Origin of the sequence: Cohaesibacter haloalkalitolerans (genome assembly GCF_003574655.1) — a bacterium.
In the GTDB taxonomy this organism is placed as follows: Bacteria; Pseudomonadota; Alphaproteobacteria; order Rhizobiales; family Cohaesibacteraceae; genus Cohaesibacter; species Cohaesibacter haloalkalitolerans.
Genome location: NZ_QNUM01000004.1, coordinates 298325 through 316874, shown reverse-complemented (window position 1 = coordinate 316874; position 18550 = coordinate 298325). Strand labels below are relative to the sequence as shown.

14 protein-coding genes and 1 other RNA gene are annotated in these 18550 nt (G+C 58.7%); 13 read left to right on the top strand and 2 right to left on the bottom strand.

Features of this window, described 5'->3' with window-relative positions; all coding sequences use genetic code 11:
- Positions 1–230 precede the first annotated feature (230 nt).
- Both DSL70_RS12040 and DSL70_RS12035 read right to left on the bottom strand, forming a co-directional pair.
- Positions 231–1913 carry a methyl-accepting chemotaxis protein gene (locus tag DSL70_RS12040; protein ID WP_119308167.1) on the bottom strand — a complete coding sequence of 561 codons (1683 nt, stop codon included), beginning with the start codon at positions 1911–1913 and terminating at the stop codon, positions 231–233.
- A 424-nt stretch (positions 1914–2337) separates the two neighbouring features.
- On the bottom strand, positions 2338–3024 hold the full coding sequence (locus DSL70_RS12035) for a pyridoxamine 5'-phosphate oxidase family protein (RefSeq protein WP_119308166.1): 687 nt from the start codon (positions 3022–3024) through the stop codon (positions 2338–2340).
- Positions 3025–3162: 138 nt separating this feature from the next.
- On the opposite strand from DSL70_RS12035, the gene pdxR reads away from it, so the two are divergent.
- The 13 genes from pdxR to murC all read left to right on the top strand — a co-directional run bounded on the left by pdxR (position 3163) and on the right by murC (position 18548).
- On the top strand, positions 3163–4650 hold the full coding sequence (gene pdxR / locus DSL70_RS12030) for a MocR-like pyridoxine biosynthesis transcription factor PdxR (RefSeq protein ID WP_119308165.1): 1488 nt from the start codon (positions 3163–3165) through the stop codon (positions 4648–4650).
- Positions 4651–4683: 33 nt separating this feature from the next.
- Positions 4684–5069: RNase P RNA component class A (gene rnpB / locus DSL70_RS12025), an RNA gene on the top strand.
- Positions 5070–5487: 418 nt separating this feature from the next.
- Complete coding sequence (locus DSL70_RS12020) at positions 5488–5961, top strand: division/cell wall cluster transcriptional repressor MraZ (protein WP_245418194.1); 474 nt, start codon at positions 5488–5490, stop codon at positions 5959–5961.
- Complete coding sequence (gene rsmH, locus DSL70_RS12015; RefSeq protein ID WP_119308163.1) at positions 5958–6989, top strand: 16S rRNA (cytosine(1402)-N(4))-methyltransferase RsmH; 1032 nt, start codon at positions 5958–5960, stop codon at positions 6987–6989. The genes DSL70_RS12020 and rsmH overlap by 4 nt, the downstream gene beginning before the upstream one ends.
- The gene (gene ftsL, locus DSL70_RS12010) at positions 6986–7369 is read left to right on the top strand and encodes a cell division protein FtsL (protein ID WP_119308162.1); all 384 of its coding nucleotides are present in this window, start codon (positions 6986–6988) and stop codon (positions 7367–7369) included. Before rsmH ends, ftsL begins: the two co-directional genes overlap by 4 nt.
- Entirely contained in the window at positions 7369–9102 is a 1734-nt protein-coding gene (locus DSL70_RS12005; protein ID WP_119308161.1) for a peptidoglycan D,D-transpeptidase FtsI family protein, read from the top strand. Before ftsL ends, DSL70_RS12005 begins: the two co-directional genes overlap by 1 nt.
- 44 nt (positions 9103–9146) lie before the next feature.
- Positions 9147–10643: a UDP-N-acetylmuramoyl-L-alanyl-D-glutamate--2,6-diaminopimelate ligase gene (locus DSL70_RS12000; RefSeq protein WP_119308160.1), complete on the top strand. Its 1497-nt coding sequence runs from the start codon at positions 9147–9149 to the stop codon at positions 10641–10643.
- Positions 10640–12043, top strand: a complete 1404-nt coding sequence (locus DSL70_RS11995; protein WP_119308159.1) for a UDP-N-acetylmuramoylalanyl-D-glutamyl-2,6-diaminopimelate--D-alanyl-D-alanine ligase — start codon at positions 10640–10642, stop codon at positions 12041–12043. The genes DSL70_RS12000 and DSL70_RS11995 overlap by 4 nt, the downstream gene beginning before the upstream one ends.
- A gap of 47 nt (positions 12044–12090) precedes the next feature.
- Complete coding sequence (gene mraY / locus DSL70_RS11990; protein ID WP_119308158.1) at positions 12091–13176, top strand: phospho-N-acetylmuramoyl-pentapeptide-transferase; 1086 nt, start codon at positions 12091–12093, stop codon at positions 13174–13176.
- Positions 13177–13244: 68 nt separating this feature from the next.
- On the top strand, positions 13245–14693 hold the full coding sequence (murD, locus tag DSL70_RS11985; protein WP_119308157.1) for a UDP-N-acetylmuramoyl-L-alanine--D-glutamate ligase: 1449 nt from the start codon (positions 13245–13247) through the stop codon (positions 14691–14693).
- On the top strand, positions 14690–15832 hold the full coding sequence (gene ftsW, locus DSL70_RS11980) for a putative lipid II flippase FtsW (RefSeq protein ID WP_119308156.1): 1143 nt from the start codon (positions 14690–14692) through the stop codon (positions 15830–15832). The genes murD and ftsW overlap by 4 nt, the downstream gene beginning before the upstream one ends.
- 206 nt (positions 15833–16038) lie before the next feature.
- Positions 16039–17145, top strand: coding sequence for an undecaprenyldiphospho-muramoylpentapeptide beta-N-acetylglucosaminyltransferase (gene murG, locus DSL70_RS11975; RefSeq protein WP_119308155.1), 1107 nt, complete (start codon positions 16039–16041; stop codon positions 17143–17145).
- The gene (gene murC / locus DSL70_RS11970) at positions 17142–18548 is read left to right on the top strand and encodes a UDP-N-acetylmuramate--L-alanine ligase (protein WP_119308154.1); all 1407 of its coding nucleotides are present in this window, start codon (positions 17142–17144) and stop codon (positions 18546–18548) included. Before murG ends, murC begins: the two co-directional genes overlap by 4 nt.
- Positions 18549–18550 lie beyond the last annotated feature (2 nt).

The following is an 18550-nucleotide window of genomic DNA, read 5'->3' as shown; positions in this document are numbered from 1 at the left end:
CTTCACCATAGCCATAAGGCTTGCGAGCGGCTGGCGTCTGCAACCATGCGGGGATGTAGGCGTATCGCGAGGGTCTGTCAAGATCCTGCGTGAAGCTGGTGTTTCTCCGCCATGGTTAGAGAGAGGGGGAAATCGGATCGCTTGCGCAAAAAGAAAGGAGCCCGGCTGATGGCGGGGCTCCCTGTCTGGTCCTGCTAGAACTGATGCATGAACGGTTGGCGCAAGGCCGATCAGGCCGCGCGGATGGTGGAGAGGAATTTCTCCAGTTCGGCTTGCAGGCTGTCGGACTGTTTGGCCAGCTCGCCAGCGGCGGCCAGCACCTGATTGGCGGTCTTGCTGGAGTGGCCAGCCGCGTCTGTTACAAGGCCGATTGCGCTGGTCACCTCGGATGTGCCTGATGCTGCCTGCTGAACGTTGCGAGCAATCTCGTGGGTCGCTGCGGCCTGCTCCTCGACGGCTGCGGCAACCGCTGCGGAGATCTGGTTCATCTGGTTGATCGTCTGGGCGACCCCATTGATGGCGGAGGCGGAATTCGTCGTAGATCCCTGAATTTCGGTGATCTGGTTGGCGATCTCCGTTGTTGCCTTGCTGGTCTGGTCAGCAAGCTGCTTGACCTCGGCGGCCACAACGGCAAAACCCTTGCCCGCTTCGCCAGCGCGTGCGGCCTCGATGGTGGCGTTGAGCGCCAGCAGGTTGGTCTGCTCGGCGATGCCGTTGATGAGTTCAACAATGTCGCCGATCTTCTGGGCTGCTGCGGATAGGCCGTGAACCTTCTCGGCGGCGGAATCCGCATCGCGCACGGCGGTCTGTGACATCTGGTTGGACTGATCGACCTGGCCGGAAATCTCCTGCACCGATGCGGTCAGCTCTTCGGTGGCTGCGGCTACGGTTTCGACGTTGGCGGACGCTTCCTGCGATGAGGAGGCAACGGTATCCGCCTGACGGGAAGTCTCGGTGGCGTTGGCATACATTTCGCGGGCAAAGGCTTCCAACTGCGAGGAGGCGGAGGAAACACTGTTCACGATGCCGCCGACGGACTGCTCGAAATCCTGAGCCATTTTGTGCAGGAGCTTGCGCTGCTGTTCTTCTGACCGGGCCTTCTGGGCTTCGCTTTCGGCTGCCATGCGGTGATTTTCTTCGGATTGCTCCTTGAAGAATAGCGCTGCCTTGGCCAGCTGGCCGATTTCGTCCTTGCGCTCGGCTCCCTGAATCTCCTGAACCGTGGCTCCTTCGGCAAGCGCCTTCAGCGTGCGGACGATGCGGCTGATCGGGCGGGAAATGCCATAGTTGGCGATCAGCACGGCGACGGTTATTCCGAGGATGATGGCGATCAGGGCGGTGAACATGATGCTTTGCGATGCAAAAGCTGCGTGCTCGGCTGAATTCTGCCGTTTGGTCGCCATCAACTGGCCCGAATAGGTGCTGTAGATCTTGACCTTGGCGGTCACGTCCTGTTGTCCTGTCAGGGCATTGTCGAGGCCTGCCTTGATTGCGGCTGCATCATCCGGGTTGCTTTCGGCGGTCCGGATCATCTGATCGATCTTGGCGAAATAGGCGTTGAGCGAGGTCTTTATGTCCCGCAGCTGTTGTTTCTGTGCGTTGTCTGCCACGCTTTCCAGCTTCGGCAGGCGGCCAAGCATTTCGTCGGCGCGCTTCTTGTTCTGCGCGTGATAAGCCGCAGCTTCCTTTGGTTCGGTGGCCAACTGATAGGTCATGCGGGAGATGGCGACGATGTCGATCCGCAGATCCATCGCTTCCCGGGCAGCTTCCTCGGTATGGCCGACTTCGGAGAAGGTGTTGGAGAGGGCGGTCAGCTGTGAATAGGAGACCCAGGCAATGCCTGCTGCGGCCAAACTCAGAAGAGCAACAACGCTCAGCATCTTGTGAACAATGGATAGATTCTTAAAAGCCATGGGATTCCTCATCAAGGGAGCTGGGTGCGCCCGAATGCATGAATAAATTGAGGTCAATCTTTTCGCTTTTTCTCTTAAAGACTGGTTTACATTGGGTAAATTACCCCATCACTTTTTGATGATGCGAAGAACTATTGGGTTTTCCGCGAAGTGTTGTCCCTTCTATTTTGTTTTGATTATTGATGACTAGAAAACTGGATTGTTATATTTGACAGGAGAGACGCAAATGCGCCTTTTTCTTGCGATTTTGGGATTGCGCAAACCTGTGATCCGGGGAGGGCATCATGGGGGCGCAACCTTCCAAACGCCAAGTGCCCACGGAGGACGGCTCCTCCGTGGGCATTCTCTATTGACTGCACTCGATGGGGTTTGGGCAACGATTGCGGAAAAATTACTGCTCTGCGCGGTAATGCGCAGTAAGATATCAGCGCCGACTGGTCAGTTTACGGATGCTCTTGGCTACAGGAACACCTTCCTTGAGCCGGGCGTCGTTGATGGCGGGGCCGAAGCTGGTGCTGATGGGGACGATGCCAGCCCAGTGGTCGAGGTCATAGTCTGCTTCGTCATCAATGGGCATTCCGGCACGGATCTTCGAGGCGGCCTGTTCGATGGTAACGGCGATTACTGTCGTGGCTCCGATTTCCTTGGCCGTGGTTTCTCGCGTCTCGTCCCAGCGTCCGGGAGCCAGATGGTCGGTGACGGCGACAAGGGCGTCGTATTTTTCCTTTTCGTCTTCGACCAGCCGCGCCGTGCCATGGATGTTGGCCGAACGAAAGTTCATCGTATGGTGAAAGGCTGCGCGACCGAGCACCAGACCATCAACCAGTGTCACATTAAGGCAGACAGGCACGCCTTCCTTCAGGGCCTTGAGCATGCGGGCCGCCTTGGCACCGTGAATATAGATCTGGTCGCCGATGCGGCCATAGGCCATGGGCAGGACGATCGGCTTGTCATCGAGTACAAAACCAACCTGAGCGATGAGGCCTTCATCAAGAATGGCAAACAGCGTGTCCTTGTCGTAGTTGGCGCGCTTGGCAACCCGAATCTTGTTGGTCGGGGTGATCGGGAAACTCTCTTTTTCTGAGTGGGTGGTGTTTGGTGCGTTGGTCATTGGTTGGTCTTCTGGTCAGATGTGCGGTATCGCCCTTCGAGAGGGTGCCCGCATGGGGACGGTTGTTGTTTGGCTTGATAAAAGCGTAATTATGGCTCTAAATGAAGAGCCAAAACTTTCAATTTCAGGGAGCCAAACATGGTGACGGGTCAAATCAGCCTGGATCGCACCGATGCGGACGGGTTGCCACGACAACTGTTCCTGCAGATACGGCAGTTGATCGAGCAGGGGAGGCTTGTTCCGGGCGCACGGTTGCCTGCCTCGCGGACGTTGGCAAGCGAGCTGAAAGTGGGGCGCAACACGGTGCTGGTCGCATACGAACAGCTGGTGCTTGAGGGCTATCTCGATGCGGATGGGCGACGCGGTACACGGGTGAGTGCAGCCTCCTCCGGTTTTTTGGGGGGGCGTCATGGTGCCGCCCAGCAAGAGGCGCCGATACCCGAGCCGCGACTGTCGGACAGTGCCCGGCGCATGATGACGGTACCGCGGCGTGACCTGCCGAGGGCGCTGACCTTTCTGCCCGGCATGCCCGAGGTCGGGGCGTTTCCTCACGATATCTGGGCGCGTCTGTTACGACGGGCGGCGAGGCAGGTCGCCTCCCATGAATATCTGTTGGGCTACGCTCACTATTCGGGACTGCCTGTGCTCAAGCAGGCGGTCCTCGACCATGTGTCCGCGGCGCGGGGTGTAGTGGCGGAGGTGGATCAGGTGATGATCCTTTCCTCGGCGCAGGCGGCGCAGGATCTGGTTGCCCGTGTGCTGCTCGATGAAGGTGATGTGGCGCTGCATGAAGAGCCGGGTTATGCTGGCATGTCAGCAGCCCTTGCGGCTGTTGGTGCGCGGACCTTGCCGGTCATGGTTGATGACGAGACGCCCTGTCAGGACCTTCTGGAAGGCCGGTTGGAGGCGATCTCGCCACAACTCATCTACAGCTCGCCTTCACACCAGTTTCCGACCGGAAAGGTCATGGCGCTTGAAGAGCGGTTGGCGCTGTTGCGTTATGCCCAGCAGAAGGACTGCTTCATTCTGGAAGATGATTACGACAGTGAGTTTCATTTCTCCGGTGCTCCCATATCGAGCCTGCAGGGGCTCGACCGGCGCGGGCTGGTCATCTATATGGGCACCTTTTCCAAGGCACTGATGCCCGGGTTACGGGTGGCCTATCTGGTGGTGCCCAAAAGGCTGGTTGAGCCGATGCGCCGCTGCCTGCGCAATATCGGTGCGGTCCCTTCGGTCGTGGTGCAATGGGCGTTGAAGGATTTTCTGGAGGAGGGGCACCTGAAGGCCCATGTGTCGCGGATGACCCGGCTTTACCGGGACCGGCGCGATTGTCTGGTAGACAGGCTCAAGCGCGAGGCGGCGGACTGGCTTGCGCCGACCGTGCCTGATGGCGGCATCCAGTTGCCAGCCTATTTCTGCGGCAAGGCGCTGGGGCTTGATGACCGGGATTTCGTCAGGGCAATGGGTGAGATCGGTGTTGAAGGGTCGGCCATGTCTGGCCTTTACTGGTCCGGTCAGCGAGCCGCCCGGGCAGGGGTGCTTCTGGGCTATGCGGCCAGCAATGAGCAGGCAATCGGGCGCGGCGTTCAACAGCTGGTCGCACTGCTTTCCAAGATGGCCCCTTGACCTTGGCCGAATTAGGGCTTAGTTCCCATCGGACCAGTCGGTCGGGCAGCCGCACCGGTCACGCGAAAGCAATCCGGTGAGGAAAGTCCGGGCTCCATGAAAGCACGGTGCCGGGTAACGCCCGGCGGAGGCGACTCCAGGGAAAGTGCCACAGAAAGCAAACCGCCTGACCTCGGTCAGGTAAGGGTGAAAGGGTGAGGCAAGAGCTCACCGCGCCTTCAGTAATGAAGGTGGCAGGGTAAACCCCACCGGGAGCAAAACCGAATAGGAATGGCGCGAGCGCAAGCTCAGTCGGCTTTCAGGCCAGTCATTCGGGTGGGTTGCTAGAGACATTCAGCAATGGGTGTCGCAGATGAATGGTTGCCACGCGAGACTTTGTTCTTGCCGTACAAAACCCGGCTTATAGACCGACTGGTATTTTTCTTCCCAAAATCTCCGGAATTCTCGTCGTTGCTAACGAAATGGAGATCCTTTTCTCCATGCCGCTGCTGATTTGCTTCAGCAGTGTGCGGTTTTTGTCGCCAAGGCGGTTCCGGATTGGGCTGTCATTGCCAAAATACTTATCCCGTCCCTAATTCTTTGCCCTCTCGTTTCCTTCTTTTTAACAACTCTTTGTTAACGTTAACGTTATTAGAATTGGCTCCCTTGTTGCTGGCTTTGGAATCCATAGGAATCCGTTGACGCCCATAAGATCCCATGGTATCCCATTTATAGCGAAGCTCAGACCATGTCGTTAGAAATGACCCAACCAATCTGAAAAATCGGTTCAGCGACTGTGTCAGCGAGCAGGCAAGCGGCGGTGTAGGCTTTCTGAAGGCAGTGCGTATGGACGATTTCGTGTCCAGTTATGTGAATCGGCTTGATTCAAAGGGGCGGGTGTCTATCCCGGCGCCTTATCGGCAGATTCTTGCGCGCGAAGGCCATGAAAACCTGTTTTGCTGCCCTTCCATGGATCGTGCTGCGGTGGATGCCGGTGGCCTGAGTTTGCGCAAGGCAATTGATGAATATCTGGAGCCCTTCGATGTTTTCACCGAAGAGCGTGAGTTTCTCGCAACGGCGCTGCTGGGCGAGAGTGAGAGTTTGAAGATCGACAAGGATGGTCGCGTGGTATTGAGCGAGAAAATCAAGGCGCACACCGGCATCACTGAAGCAGTGGTCTTTGTTGGTCATGGCTACAAGTTCCAGATCTGGGAGCCTGAGAAATACGAGATCTTCAAGGCTGATGCGGCCAAGCAGGCCATGGCTCTGCGTGCCTCGCTCAGTGCCCGTCGGAAGGCCCTGCGCGAAGCGGGAAGCGGAGGGGCTGCATGAACCGGGATCTGACTGTCGATGGTCCTGAAGGTGCTCGCCATGTGCCGGTGTTGCTGGCGCCCGTGCTTGCGGCGCTTGACCCGCAGGCGGGGCAGTGGGTGCTTGATGGCACCTTCGGCTTTGGTGGCTATTCCGAAGCCATCCTGAAGGCTGGCGCCAATGTGCTGGGTGTTGATCGTGACCCGGAAGCGGCGATGCGGGCCAAAGAGCTGCAAGGTGTCTATGGTGAGCGGCTGGCATTTGTTTCTGGCTGCTTCAGTGAACTGGCCGATATTGCCGAGGCTGCCGGTCACGCGCCGCTTGATGCTGTGGTGCTTGATATCGGTGTGTCGTCGATGCAGCTTGACGAGGCAGAGCGCGGCTTTTCCTTCATGAATGATGGCCCGCTCGACATGCGCATGTCCCAGAGCGGTGCAACGGCTGCGGATGTGATCAACAGTTATTCCGAGACGGAGCTGGTGCAGATTTTTCGCGAGTTGGGCGAGGAAAAGCAGGCGCGCCGCATTGCTGGTGCCATTCTGGCGCGGCGTGGTGTGACGCCTTTTTCGCGCACGCTGGATCTGGCCAATGTGATCGAGCGCGTTGTCGGGCGCAAGCCGCAGCAGAAGATCCATCCGGCAACACGAGTGTTTCAGGCGCTGCGCATTTTCGTCAATGGCGAGCTGGACGAACTGGTCGATGGCCTTGTTGCGGCAGAGAAATGTCTGAAGCCCGGCGGGAAGCTTGTTGTCGTCACCTTCCATTCCCTTGAAGACAGAATTGTCAAACGCTTCTTTCAGGAGCGCACGAAAACCCGTTCCGGTGGATCTCGCTATCTGCCGGAAGAAGATATTCCGGACCCGAGCTTTGAAATGCTTGTCAAGGGTGGGGTCGGGCCGGATGACGAAGAACTGGAACGCAATCCGCGTGCCCGTTCGGCCAAGATGCGGGCCGGACTGCGGACGGATGCCGTTCCTCATGAGCTTGATGCGCGCGGGCTTGGATTGCCCCGAATGCTGGCGGAGAGCCGCTCTGGAGGCCATTCATGAGCAGACTCATCAACTTTCTCCTCTTCCTTTCTGTCCTGGTGGGGGCCTTCTGGCTCTTCCAGGTGAAACACCAGTCCAAAGAGGAAGGGGAGAAGATTGCCGCCCTCGAACAGAAGATTCAGGACGAGAAAGATGCCCTGATGCTGCTGAAGGCTGAGTGGAGCTATCTCAACCGTCCGCAGCGCGTGCAGCGTCTTGCCGATGAATTCTCCAATGAACTGGGCTTGCAGGCCATTCAGCCCTATCAGATCGGCACCATCGGCGATGTGCCGGACCGGTCCGAGGATTCCGCCTTGCCGGGCACCGTTGTCAATGATCTTGAAAAGCTCCTTGATCATGCCCATCCCGCCGCGGCCAAAACAGAACAGGGGGCGCGATAATGGTTGATACCAGCAATGAATTCACTATCACCAGCTCGATTGACCACCGGTTCGATTTCGAAGGCGCGAACAAGGTGCGCTCAAAGGCGACCCGTGGTCGGATTCTGCTCGCCATGGCGGCTTTCGGCTTCTGCTTCGTGATGATGTTTGCCCGGCTTGTGATGCTGGGCTTCGACAGTCCGGCTCTTGCTCAACGGGCCAGTGAGGAGGAGGGCATTGCAACCTTCCGTCCCGACCTTGTTGATCGCAACGGCGAAATTCTGGCGACCGATATCAAGACCGCCTCGATCTACGCCGAGCCGAACAAGATCATTGATGTCGAGGAAGCGCTCGACGCGATCACCGGCGTGTTTCCGGATCTGGATTCCAAGTCGCTGCGGCGCAGGCTCTCCAACAAGAAGCTCGGTTTTACATGGATCAAGCGTGAGGTGACACCGAAGCAGCAGCAGGCCATCCACGAGAAGGGTATTCCGGGGCTTGGCTACAAGACCGAGAACAAGCGTTTCTATCCGGCCGGGGCAACCGCTTCGCATATTCTCGGGCTGGTGAATGTCGACAACGTCGGCATTGCCGGGATGGAGAAATATATCGATACGGCTGGTCTTGCCAAGGCCGATGGCGGCTTTGGCGGCAGTGCTCTGGAAGCGGATCCTGTCCGGCTCTCCATCGATTTGCGCGTGCAGCATGCCCTGCGCGACGAGCTTGAAAAATACATGACCAAGTTCAAGGCCATTGCCGCTGCCGGTGTTGTGCTCAATGCCAAGGACGGCGAAGTGCTGGGCATGGCTTCTCTGCCTGATTTCGATCCCAACCATCCGGTCAACGTGGGTGAGCCGGATCGCCTCAACCGGATGACGGCAGGTGTCTACGAAATGGGCTCGGTCTTCAAGACCGTGACCGTGGCCATGGCGCTCGATTCCGGTCTGGTCCATCTCAATGACAGTTTCGATGCGCGTCAGCCGATCCGGGTGCGCGGCAGCACAATCAGCGACTTCCATTCCAAGAAACGCATTCTCTCGGTGCCTGAGGTCTTCATCTACTCTTCGAACGTCGGGTCGGCCAAGATGGCCCTGAAGATCGGCAAGGAAGGCCACAAGGAATTCCTTCAGAGAGCCCACCTTCTGGAACGGGTGCGGACCGAGCTGCCGGAAACTGCGGCCCCTGTCTATCCCTCCGACAAGCGCTGGTCCGATCTTTCGACGATGACCATCAGCTTCGGGCATGGCGTGCAGGTGACCCCGTTGCAGTTTGCTGCAACCGCGGCATCGCTGGTCAATGGTGGCTACTATGTCAAGCCGACGTTCCTGAGGAAAAGCAAGCAGGAAGTGGAGAATACGGATCACTCTGACCGCGTGATCAGCGAGCGGGCCAGTGCCGAAGTGCGTTACCTGATGCGCCTCAATGCTGTCGAAGGCTCAGGCAAGCGCAGCCGGGTCGATGGCTATATGGTCGGCGGCAAGACCGGCACGGCCGAGAAGGTGATTGATGGCAAGTATATCGGCAACCGCCTGCGCAACTCCTACCTTGCAGCCTTCCCGATCGATGATCCGCAATATGTCGTGCTGGTCATGCTCGACGAGCCGAAAGGCCTCAAGGAAACCTATGGCTATGCGACCGCAGGTGTGAATGCTGCACCGCTTGCAGGGGATGTTATCCGCAGAGTTGGCTCAATTTTGGGGGTTAAACCACGATTTGGCCAAAAGGATGTTCCAACAGTCGAAGCATCCTTTTAAACCTTGAAGTAAGGTTGGCAAGAATCGGGCCGGAGTGCTGTTGGATGAAAGTGGTGGAATTGCTGGGCAAACTGAGGGAGCCCATTGAAGATTTTCTCTTGGTCAATTTTGGCGAGAAGCAGGTGGTCGGCGTAACGGCTGATAGCCGCCGTGTCAAAAAGGGTTTCATATTCGTGGGTGTCCCCGGCAGCAAGATCGACGGGGCACAATTCGTTCCCAAGGCGCTTGAGCAGGGGGCCATTCTGGCGATCATCTCGGACCAGTCCAAACTGCCCCGCGATTTCGACCCCACTGGCAAGCCCGTTTTCCGTCTTCAGGATCCGCATCTGGCATTGGCCGATCTGGCCGGTGGCTTCTATCACGTGAAGCTGGAGAAAGTTGCTGCCGTCACCGGCACAAATGGCAAGACGTCGATTGCTTCCTTCCTGCGCCAGATCTGGGCCTCCACCGGCAAGCTTGCTGCCAACATCGGCACCATCGGCATCGAAGGCCCTTCGGGTGCCACCTATGGTGGTCTGACGACGCCGGATCCGGTCGGATTGATGGCGAGCGTTTCCGTGCTTGCCAAGGAGGGCGTGACCCATCTTGCGCTTGAGGCGTCCAGTCATGGTCTGGAGCAGAAGCGGCTGGATTGCCTGACAGTTGACGTCGGCGCCTTCACCAACCTTACCCGGGATCATCTCGATTACCATCTGACGTTCGAAAACTACCGCGACGCCAAAAGTCAGTTGTTCAGCCGACTGGTCCGCAAGGATGGCCATGTGGTGATCAATCTGGATGATCCCAACGGGGTGCATTTTCTTGCGGTGGCCCGCAAGCGCGGGCTTAATTGCCTCACTGTCGGACATGATACTGAGGCCGATCTCGTCATTCGCTCGATCGTCGTGGATGGTCTTGAGCAGGTGGTGGAGTTGTCCGGGCTCTGGGGCGACGTTTCCTTCCGGGTGCCGATGGTCGGTGCCTTCCAGGTGTCCAACGTTCTGGTGGCCGGGCTCATGGCCTATGCCAGCGGCGTTGATGCCGAAAGTGTGCTCGCGGCCATACCCAACCTCAAGGGTGCCTGCGGGCGCATGGAACTGGTGGCGCACGCCGGAGCGGATACCGCGATCTATATCGACTATTCCCACACACCGGACTCGCTGGAAGTCGCTCTCAAGGCACTGCGTCCGTTCGTCAAGGGGCGTCTCATCGTCGTGTTTGGCGCTGGTGGTGATCGAGATACTGGCAAACGCCCGATGATGGGCAAGGTTGCCAACGACTTTGCCGACTACTCGATTGTCACCGATGACAACCCGCGTTCCGAGGATCCTGCCCTCATTCGGGCTGCCGTGATGGAGCCGGTTGGCAACGGGGTGGAAATCGGCGGTCGGCAGGATGCCATCACATTCGGCGTCGACATGATGAAGCCGGGCGATATCCTGCTGGTTGCCGGCAAGGGCCATGAGCGTGGTCAGATCATCGCGGGCAAGACCCTGCATTTCTCTGACCATGAGGCTGTGGCGCAGGCTCTGGCCGATACTGGCAAGGGAGAAATGGTGTGACGGTGCTTTGGACCTCAGCCGAGTTTGTTGCGGCGACGACACCCGTTGCCCAGCCCGGCGAAATCGGCGACGTCACCGGCATTTCCATCGACAGCCGTACGGTCGGCGCCGGGGATGCCTTTTTTGCCATCAAGGGCGAACGGTTTGACGGGCATGGCTTTGCGCGCTCTGCTCTTGATGCAGGGGCGGCTGTGGTCGTGCTCGAGGATGCACAACGGCAGGATTTCGCCGATCTTTCTGAGCGTGTCGTGTTCGTTGACGATGTTCTGAAGGCTTTGGAACGCCTTGGCGTGGCCGCTAGGGCTCGGGTTACGGGTAAGGTGGTTGCGATCACCGGTAGCGTTGGCAAGACCAGCACCAAGGACGCGCTTTGGGCTGCGCTCAAACCGAGCGGCAAAGTGCATGCTGCAGTTTCCTCCTTCAACAATCACTGGGGCGTACCGCTGACCCTGGCGCGCATGCCACGGGATACCGAGTTCGGCATTTTCGAGGTCGGGATGAACCATCCCGGCGAAATCCGCCATCTCATTGCCATGGTGCAGCCGGATCTGGCGGTCATCACTACCATTGTGGCAGCACACATCGGCAACTTCTCGGGCATTGAGGAGATTGCGGCGGCAAAGGCCGAGATTTTTGAGGGCGTGGTTCCGGGCGGTGCCGCGCTTTTTAATGGCGATATTGCCTTTGCCGATTTTCTCGAACAGAGCGCCAGAGCACAGGGCATCAACCGTTGCTATCGCTTTGGAAGCAGCGAAGGGGCCGACGTGCATCTGGATGCGCTGACGCTTGAAGCCGATGGTTCGCACCTCTCCGTGAAGCTGTTTGACGATGTCGTCCGGTGCACTCTGGGGGCTCCCGGGGAACATCTGGCGCATAATGCGCTGGCGGTTCTGGGCGCCGTGGCGCTGGTTGGCGGCAATGTTGCCGCTGCCTGCGATGCGCTTGCCGGACACGGGGCCAGCAAGGGCAGGGGGCAGCGTCACCGGTTGTCGGTCGAGGGAGCCGAAGCGCTGCTGATTGACGAGAGCTACAACGCCAACCCTTCCTCCGTTTCAGCCGCCCTTGCGGCGCTCGGGCTGGTGAAGGAGGCAAAGCGCAAGGTTGCCGTGCTTGGTGACATGCTGGAGCTTGGCGAAGACAGTCAGCGGCTGCATGAAGGGCTGATTGATCCCCTGATCGCTGCGGGTGTCGACCGTGTCCATTTGTGCGGACCTGAAATGCTGAAACTATGGGAAATAGTGCCTATCGCATTGCGGGGGCACTATGCTAAAGCATCGGCCGACCTGATTGCGCCGTTGAAGGCCGAGATCAGGGCTGGTGACGCGATCATGGTCAAGGGATCGCTGGGCTCCAGAATGGCGCCGATTGTTGCGGCCCTGCTTGACGATTTCAAGAATTAGACCCGAGCTTTTGAGCCGGTGATGTATGTGAAAGGCCTGTATCTACAATGCTGATGTATCTTGTCGGAATATCTGATCAGATATCCGCATTCAACGTGTTCCGTTATCTCACGTTTCGAACGGCCGGAGCCATCATCACCGCGCTGCTGTTTGTCTTCATGTTCGGCCCGGCCATCATCCGGGCGCTGCGTGCCAGGCAGGGCAAGGGGCAGCCGATCCGCGAGGATGGTCCGCAAAGCCATCTGCTGACCAAGAAGGGCACGCCCACGATGGGCGGTCTGATGATCCTGACCGGGATGATCATGGCAACACTGCTGTGGGTCAATTGGGCCAACCCCTATATCTGGATCGTGTTGTTTGTGACCGTCGGCTTTGCGCTGATCGGCTTCTATGACGACTATCTCAAGGTTTCCCGTTCGTCGCACAAGGGCTTTTCGAGCCGCATGCGTCTGGCCATCGAGGCGGTGATCGCCGGTGTGGCCTGCATCGCCGTTGCGCAGCTCGGGCAGGATGCCTTTGCGACCTCTGTTACCTTCCCCTTCTTCAAGGATATCCTCCTTGATCTGGGCTGGTTCTTTGTGCCTTTCGGCCTGTTCGTGATTGTCGGGGCTGGCAATGCGGTCAACCTCACTGACGGTCTTGACGGTTTGGCCATCGTGCCGGTGATGATCGCCAGCGCCACCTTTGGCGTGATCGCCTATCTTTCCGGTAACGAGATCTTCGCAGACTATCTGCAAATCCACTATGTGCCCGGTACCGGTGAGCTGCTGGTGCTGTGTGGTGCCATGATCGGGGCAGGGCTTGGCTTCCTCTGGTTCAATGCGCCTCCGGCTGCAATCTTCATGGGCGACACTGGCTCGCTTGCTCTTGGTGGCATGCTCGGGGCCATCTCCGTGGTTACCAAGCATGAGCTGGTGCTGGCCATCGTTGGCGGTTTGTTTGTTCTCGAGGCCGTTTCGGTCATCATTCAGGTGGCTTCCTTCAAGCTGACCGGGCGACGCGTCTTCCGAATGGCGCCGATCCACCATCATTTCGAGCACAAGGGCTGGACCGAGGCGCAGGTGGTGATCCGCTTCTGGATCATTGCCGTGGTGTTGGCCTTGATCGGTCTTTCCACGCTCAAACTTCGTTAGATTTCGGCCCGCTTCTCCGAGGAGGAGCCATGCCTGCTTTCGTGTGAATTTTCTTGAAGGAACGTGAAATGATCCCGATTACCATCTTTGAAGGCCAGAAAATAGCGGTATTCGGGCTCGGGGGCAGTGGCCTTGCGACGCTTAAGGCGCTTGCGGCCGGGGGTGCCGAGCTGTTCGCCTATGACGACAAGGAAGCCAGCCGCGACAAGGCCGCCGAGATCGAAAGGGTCGAGATCTGCGACCTGAAGGCGGCTGACTGGTCGCAGTTTGCTGCACTGGTGTTGGCACCCGGTGTGCCGCTCACCCATCCCGAGCCACACTGGAGTGTCCGGATGGCCAAGGACGCAGGCGTCGAGGTCATCGGTGATATCGAGCTGTTCTGCCGTCAGCGGCGGGCGAGCGGGATCGATTCTCCTTTCATTGCCATCACCGGTACCAATGGCAAGTCGACCACAACGGCCCTCATCACCCACCTGCTCAGTGAAGCCGGGCTGGATGTGCAGATGGGCGGCAACATCGGCACGCCTGTTCTGGCGCTCGAACCGCTTGCTCCGGATCGCATCTATGTCATCGAGGTGTCCTCGTACCAGATCGATCTAGCCCCGACGATTGATCCGTCCATCGGTGTTCTGATGAATATTTCAGCCGATCATCTCGACCGCCATGGCGATCTGATGAACTATGCCCGGATCAAGAGCCGTTTGGTCACTGCCTCGGATCTGGCAGTGGTGGCGCTTGATGACCGGTTGTCGGCCAATGTGGCCTCCAATCTGCGCCTCAAGGGTCATGCGGTGGTGACAGTCTCTGGCTTTGGCAACGAGCGGGCGATGATTGCTGCTCCTGATGGGGTTTTGCAGAGCATGGAGGGGGATTTCCTCTTCAATCTCGATCAGGCCCGTGCTCTGCGCGGCACGCACAATGCCCAGAATGCGGCGGCCGCTATCGCAGTGGCCCGTCAGTTGGACCTGCCACCGGCTGCCCTGACGCATGGGCTCAAGTCCTTTGGTGGCCTTGAACACCGCATGGAAGAGGTTGGCGCGACGGCGGGGATGCTGTTCATCAATGACTCCAAGGCGACGAATGCGGACGCCACCTCACGGGCGCTTGCCTCTTTCCACAGGATCCACTGGATCCTTGGCGGGCTGGCCAAGGCAGGCGGGATCACCACGCTGGTGGACTATTTCGACCGCATCGAGCATGCCTATCTGATTGGCGAGGCGGCAACCGAGTTTGCCGAAACGCTGGCAAAGCATGGCGTTGCCTTCAGCCATTGCAGCCATATGGACGTTGCCCTTGATCATGCGGTCAAGGCCTGCAGTGAACGTGCGATTGTCGAGGACAAGGCCGACCGGGTTATTCTGCTGTCGCCAGCCTGCGCTTCCTTCGACCAGTTCCCCAATTTCATGAAGAGGGGTGACATCTTCCGCGAAGCAGTCCAGCATTATCTGCAAACCGGGTCTGTTGCGGTTGATCCCGCCCACCTTGAGACGGGCGGTCTGGCGAACGAGGAGCAATGATGCACCGAACGCGGAAAAACATGCTGACGGAATGGTGGTGGACGATCGACCGCCCGATGCTTGTCGCGCTCATTCTGCTGTTGTTCTTCGGTCTGGTTCTGTCGATGGCGGCCAGTCCGGCGATTGCCATGAAGCTCAATCTGGATGCGTTCCATTTCGTCAAGCGTCACGCCTTCTTTGTGCCTTTGGCGCTTGCCGTCATGATTGGCGTGACCTTTCTCAACCCGCGCCGGACGCGGCGACTGGCGCTGTTCGTGCTGGTGTGCTCGCTGATCGGCATGGTGATGACGCTGCTGGTTGGCGGCTCGGTGAAGGGGGCGCAACGCTGGATTTCCATTGCGGGCTTCACGATGCAGCCCTCCGAATTCATGAAGCCTGCCTTTGTGGTCATTGTGGCATGGCTATTTGCCGAGAATGATCGCAGGCCGGAAATTCCCGGCAACCTGTTTTCCATCGTGTTGTTCATGATCGTGGTGGCGCTGCTGGTGGCTCAGCCCGATATTGGCCAGACGGGGCTGTTGGCTATCGTGTGGTCGGGCCTTTTCTTCATGGCAGGCATGCCGATTTTCTGGATCTTCCTGTTGGCTGGCCTTGGCGCGGGTGGCTTGACGATGGCCTATTTCTTCGTTCCGCACGTGACGGGTCGTATCAACCGCTTTCTTGATCCGGCATCGGGCGATACCTTTCAGGTGGATACCGCCATGGATGCCATCATCCGGGGCGGCTGGTTGGGCGTCGGTCCGGGTGAGGGCATGGTCAAGCGTACCCTGCCGGACTCCCACACCGACTTCATCTTTGCCGTGCTGGCTGAAGAGTTCGGCATCATCGCCTGTATGCTGCTTGTCTCGGTCTATCTGTTCATTGTCGTAAGGGCGCTGAAGCTGGCGTTGCAGACGCATGATCTGTTCAAGCGACTTGCGATATCGGGCCTTGCGCTGCTGTTCGGTCTGCAAGCGGTGATCAATATTGCTGTGAACCTCAAGCTGATGCCAGCCAAGGGCATGACGCTGCCCTTCATTTCCTATGGTGGATCCTCGCTACTTTCTGTTGCCTTGACCATGGGATTTCTTTTAGCACTAACGCGCAAGCGGCCTGAGGTTGGGCTGGAAAAACGGCAGTTCTTCAAGCCTTATGACTGATGCGGTTGGACTGGGCGTTGACAGGTCTGGCGGATCGGACTATGCGGAAAACCCGCGGTGGGTGACGGCCTTGAGTGCCACGGGATTGCCTCAAAGCCCTCTTAGACCTCGTGGCCATTGTCTGATGGGTGGGCTCTTTGGGTCGGTCTGACGGTACGGCATGGAAAGCACGGCATAGAAGGAGCCACCAACGGGTGGAGATTTGAATGACAAAAACCGTTTTGCTTACGGCAGGAGGAACCGGCGGTCACCTGTTTCCCGCACAGGCTCTGGCCCACGCGCTGATCGAGCGCGGCTGGAAGGTGCATCTGGCGACCGATGGCCGTGCGACCCAGTATGGCCAGGACTTCCCGGCCGAGTCCATCCAGATCATACCGTCCGCAACGCCTTCGGTTAAGAACCCTCTCAAGATGGCAAAGGCTGCGCTGAAACTGGCCCGTGGCTACATGGTGGCGCGCAAGGTCATCAAGACGCTGAAGCCTGATGTGGTGGTCGGGTTTGGCGGTTATCCGACCGTTCCGCCGATGTTGGCTGCCCGTTCGCTCGGTGTGCCCAGCTGTTTGCATGAGCAGAATGGGGTGATGGGACGCGCCAACCGTTTTCTGGGCAAGGGCGCAAGCGCAATTGCTGCCAGCTTCCCGATCCTCAAGGGCACCGAAGGGCTGGAAGACAAGGTGCGGCTGACCGGCAATCCGGTGCGTCCGGCTGTTGCCGAAGCGGCCAAGCTGCCCTATTCCCCGTTGACTGCCGATGGCGCGTTCAATCTGGTGGTGTTTGGCGGCTCGCAAGGGGCGCGTTTCTTCTCCGAATATATGCCCGGTGCGCTTGGTCGCCTGCCGGAAGCCATGCGTGCCCGCATCCAGCTCACTCAGCAGTGCCGCCCGGAAGACCTGATGAAGGTGAAGGTCGGCTATCGCGAGCTGGGGCTTTCCGCAAAGCTGGCGCCTTTCTTTGCCGATATGCCTGCCCAGATCGCCGGTGCGCATCTGGTTGTCTGCCGGTCCGGGGCGTCTTCGGTCAGTGAACTGGCCGCCATTGGTCGCCCGTCCATTCTGGTGCCGCTGCCTGGAACGCTCGATCAGGATCAGCATGCCAATGCCAAGGTTCTGGAATCGGCTGGTGGTGCATGGGTTTTGCAGCAGCGTGGCATGCGGCCCAACGATATTTCCGATTTGCTTGAAGAGTTGATTGCCAATCCCGAAAAGCTCACAGCCGCAGCGGCCGCTGCGCGGGGTGAGGGAAAGCTGGATGCTGCCGAAAGGCTGGCAGATCTGGTGGAAGAATTGGCCGGTGCTACAGGAGTTGCCCAATGAAGATGCCTCAGAATATTGGTCCGGTCCATTTCGTCGGGATTGGAGGGATCGGCATGTCCGGTATTGCGGAAGTGCTGCTCAAGCTCGGCTATACGGTGCAGGGCAGTGACATAGCCGAAGGGGCCAATGTGGTGCGGCTGCGCGAGCAGGGCATCAAGGTGATGGTCGGACATGCCGCCGAGAATATCGGTGATGCTCAGGTCGTCGTGGTTTCGTCCGCCATCAAGGCAGACAATCCGGAGCTGAAGGAAGCCCGTGCACGGCTGCTGCCTGTGGTGCGTCGCGCTGAAATGCTGGCCGAGCTGATGCGCTTCAAGGAAGCCATCGCGATTGGTGGCACCCATGGCAAGACCACCACCACTTCGCTGGTTGCCGCCCTTCTGGATGCTGGCGGCATGGACCCGACGGTTATCAACGGTGGCATCATCAACGCCTATGGCACGAACGCCCGCATGGGGGATGGTGACTGGATGGTGGTGGAAGCCGACGAGAGCGACGGCACCTTCGTCAAGCTGCCTGCCGATATCGCCATTGTTACCAACATTGATCCGGAGCATCTGGACCACTATCATACCTATGATGCGGTCAAGGCTGCCTTCAAGGCCTTCGTCGAGAATGTTCCCTTCTACGGCTTTGCGGCCATGTGTCTTGACCATCCGGTGGTGCAGACCCTTGTCGGGCAGATCGAGGACCGGCGCATCGTGACCTATGGCACCAACCCGCAGGCAGATGTCCGCTACAAGGATTTGCGGTCTGACGGTGGTGTCAGCCGCTTTACCGTCGAGATCCGTGATCGTCGCAGCGGTGCCGTTGAGGAAATCTCCGGCCTGACGCTGCCGATGCCCGGCGAGCACAACGTTGCCAACGCGACCGCGGCGATTGCTGTGGCCCATGAGCTGGATATTCCGGCTGAAGCCATTCGCAAGGGGCTTTCTTCCTTCGGCGGTGTCAAGCGCCGCTTCACGCGCGTGGGCAATTGGAACGGCATCGAGGTGATTGACGACTACGCCCATCATCCGGTCGAAATCGCCGCTGTCATGCGCGCTGCCCGTCAGGCTTCGCAGGGCAAGGTGATCGCCGTGATGCAGCCTCATCGCTATTCGCGCCTGCAGAACCATTTCGAGGATTTCTGCACCTGCATGAACATCGCCGACCATGTGCTGGTGGCCGATGTCTATCCGGCCGGTGAAAAGCCGATTGAAGGGGTCAATGCCGAAGCACTGGTGGAAGGGCTGAAGAGCCATGGTCACCGCAACGCCACTTTGCTTGGCCCATCTGAAGGTTTGCCTCAGCGTATTCGTGACATTGCGGCACCGGGCGATTATGTGGTCTGCCTTGGGGCTGGCAGCATCACCACTTGGGCCAACGGGCTTGCTGGCGCTCTGAAGGCACTGGCTGGCTAAGA

What these genes read in the sequence shown, in the direction of transcription:
- murG (WP_119308155.1), top strand. Translation starts at nt 16,039, where the DNA reads ATGACAAAAACCGTTTTGCTTACGGCAGGAGGAACCGGCGGTCACCTG.
- DSL70_RS12005 (WP_119308161.1), top strand. Translation starts at nt 7,369, where the DNA reads ATGGTTGATACCAGCAATGAATTCACTATCACCAGCTCGATTGACCAC.
- murD (WP_119308157.1), top strand. Translation starts at nt 13,245, where the DNA reads ATGATCCCGATTACCATCTTTGAAGGCCAGAAAATAGCGGTATTCGGG.
- murC (WP_119308154.1), top strand. Translation starts at nt 17,142, where the DNA reads ATGAAGATGCCTCAGAATATTGGTCCGGTCCATTTCGTCGGGATTGGA.
- mraY (WP_119308158.1), top strand. Translation starts at nt 12,091, where the DNA reads ATGCTGATGTATCTTGTCGGAATATCTGATCAGATATCCGCATTCAAC.
- ftsW (WP_119308156.1), top strand. Translation starts at nt 14,690, where the DNA reads ATGATGCACCGAACGCGGAAAAACATGCTGACGGAATGGTGGTGGACG.
- ftsL (WP_119308162.1), top strand. Translation starts at nt 6,986, where the DNA reads ATGAGCAGACTCATCAACTTTCTCCTCTTCCTTTCTGTCCTGGTGGGG.
- DSL70_RS12000 (WP_119308160.1), top strand. Translation starts at nt 9,147, where the DNA reads ATGAAAGTGGTGGAATTGCTGGGCAAACTGAGGGAGCCCATTGAAGAT.
- DSL70_RS12040 (WP_119308167.1), bottom strand. Translation starts at nt 1,913, where the DNA reads ATGGCTTTTAAGAATCTATCCATTGTTCACAAGATGCTGAGCGTTGTT.
- rsmH (WP_119308163.1), top strand. Translation starts at nt 5,958, where the DNA reads ATGAACCGGGATCTGACTGTCGATGGTCCTGAAGGTGCTCGCCATGTG.
- pdxR (WP_119308165.1), top strand. Translation starts at nt 3,163, where the DNA reads ATGGTGACGGGTCAAATCAGCCTGGATCGCACCGATGCGGACGGGTTG.
- DSL70_RS12035 (WP_119308166.1), bottom strand. Translation starts at nt 3,024, where the DNA reads ATGACCAACGCACCAAACACCACCCACTCAGAAAAAGAGAGTTTCCCG.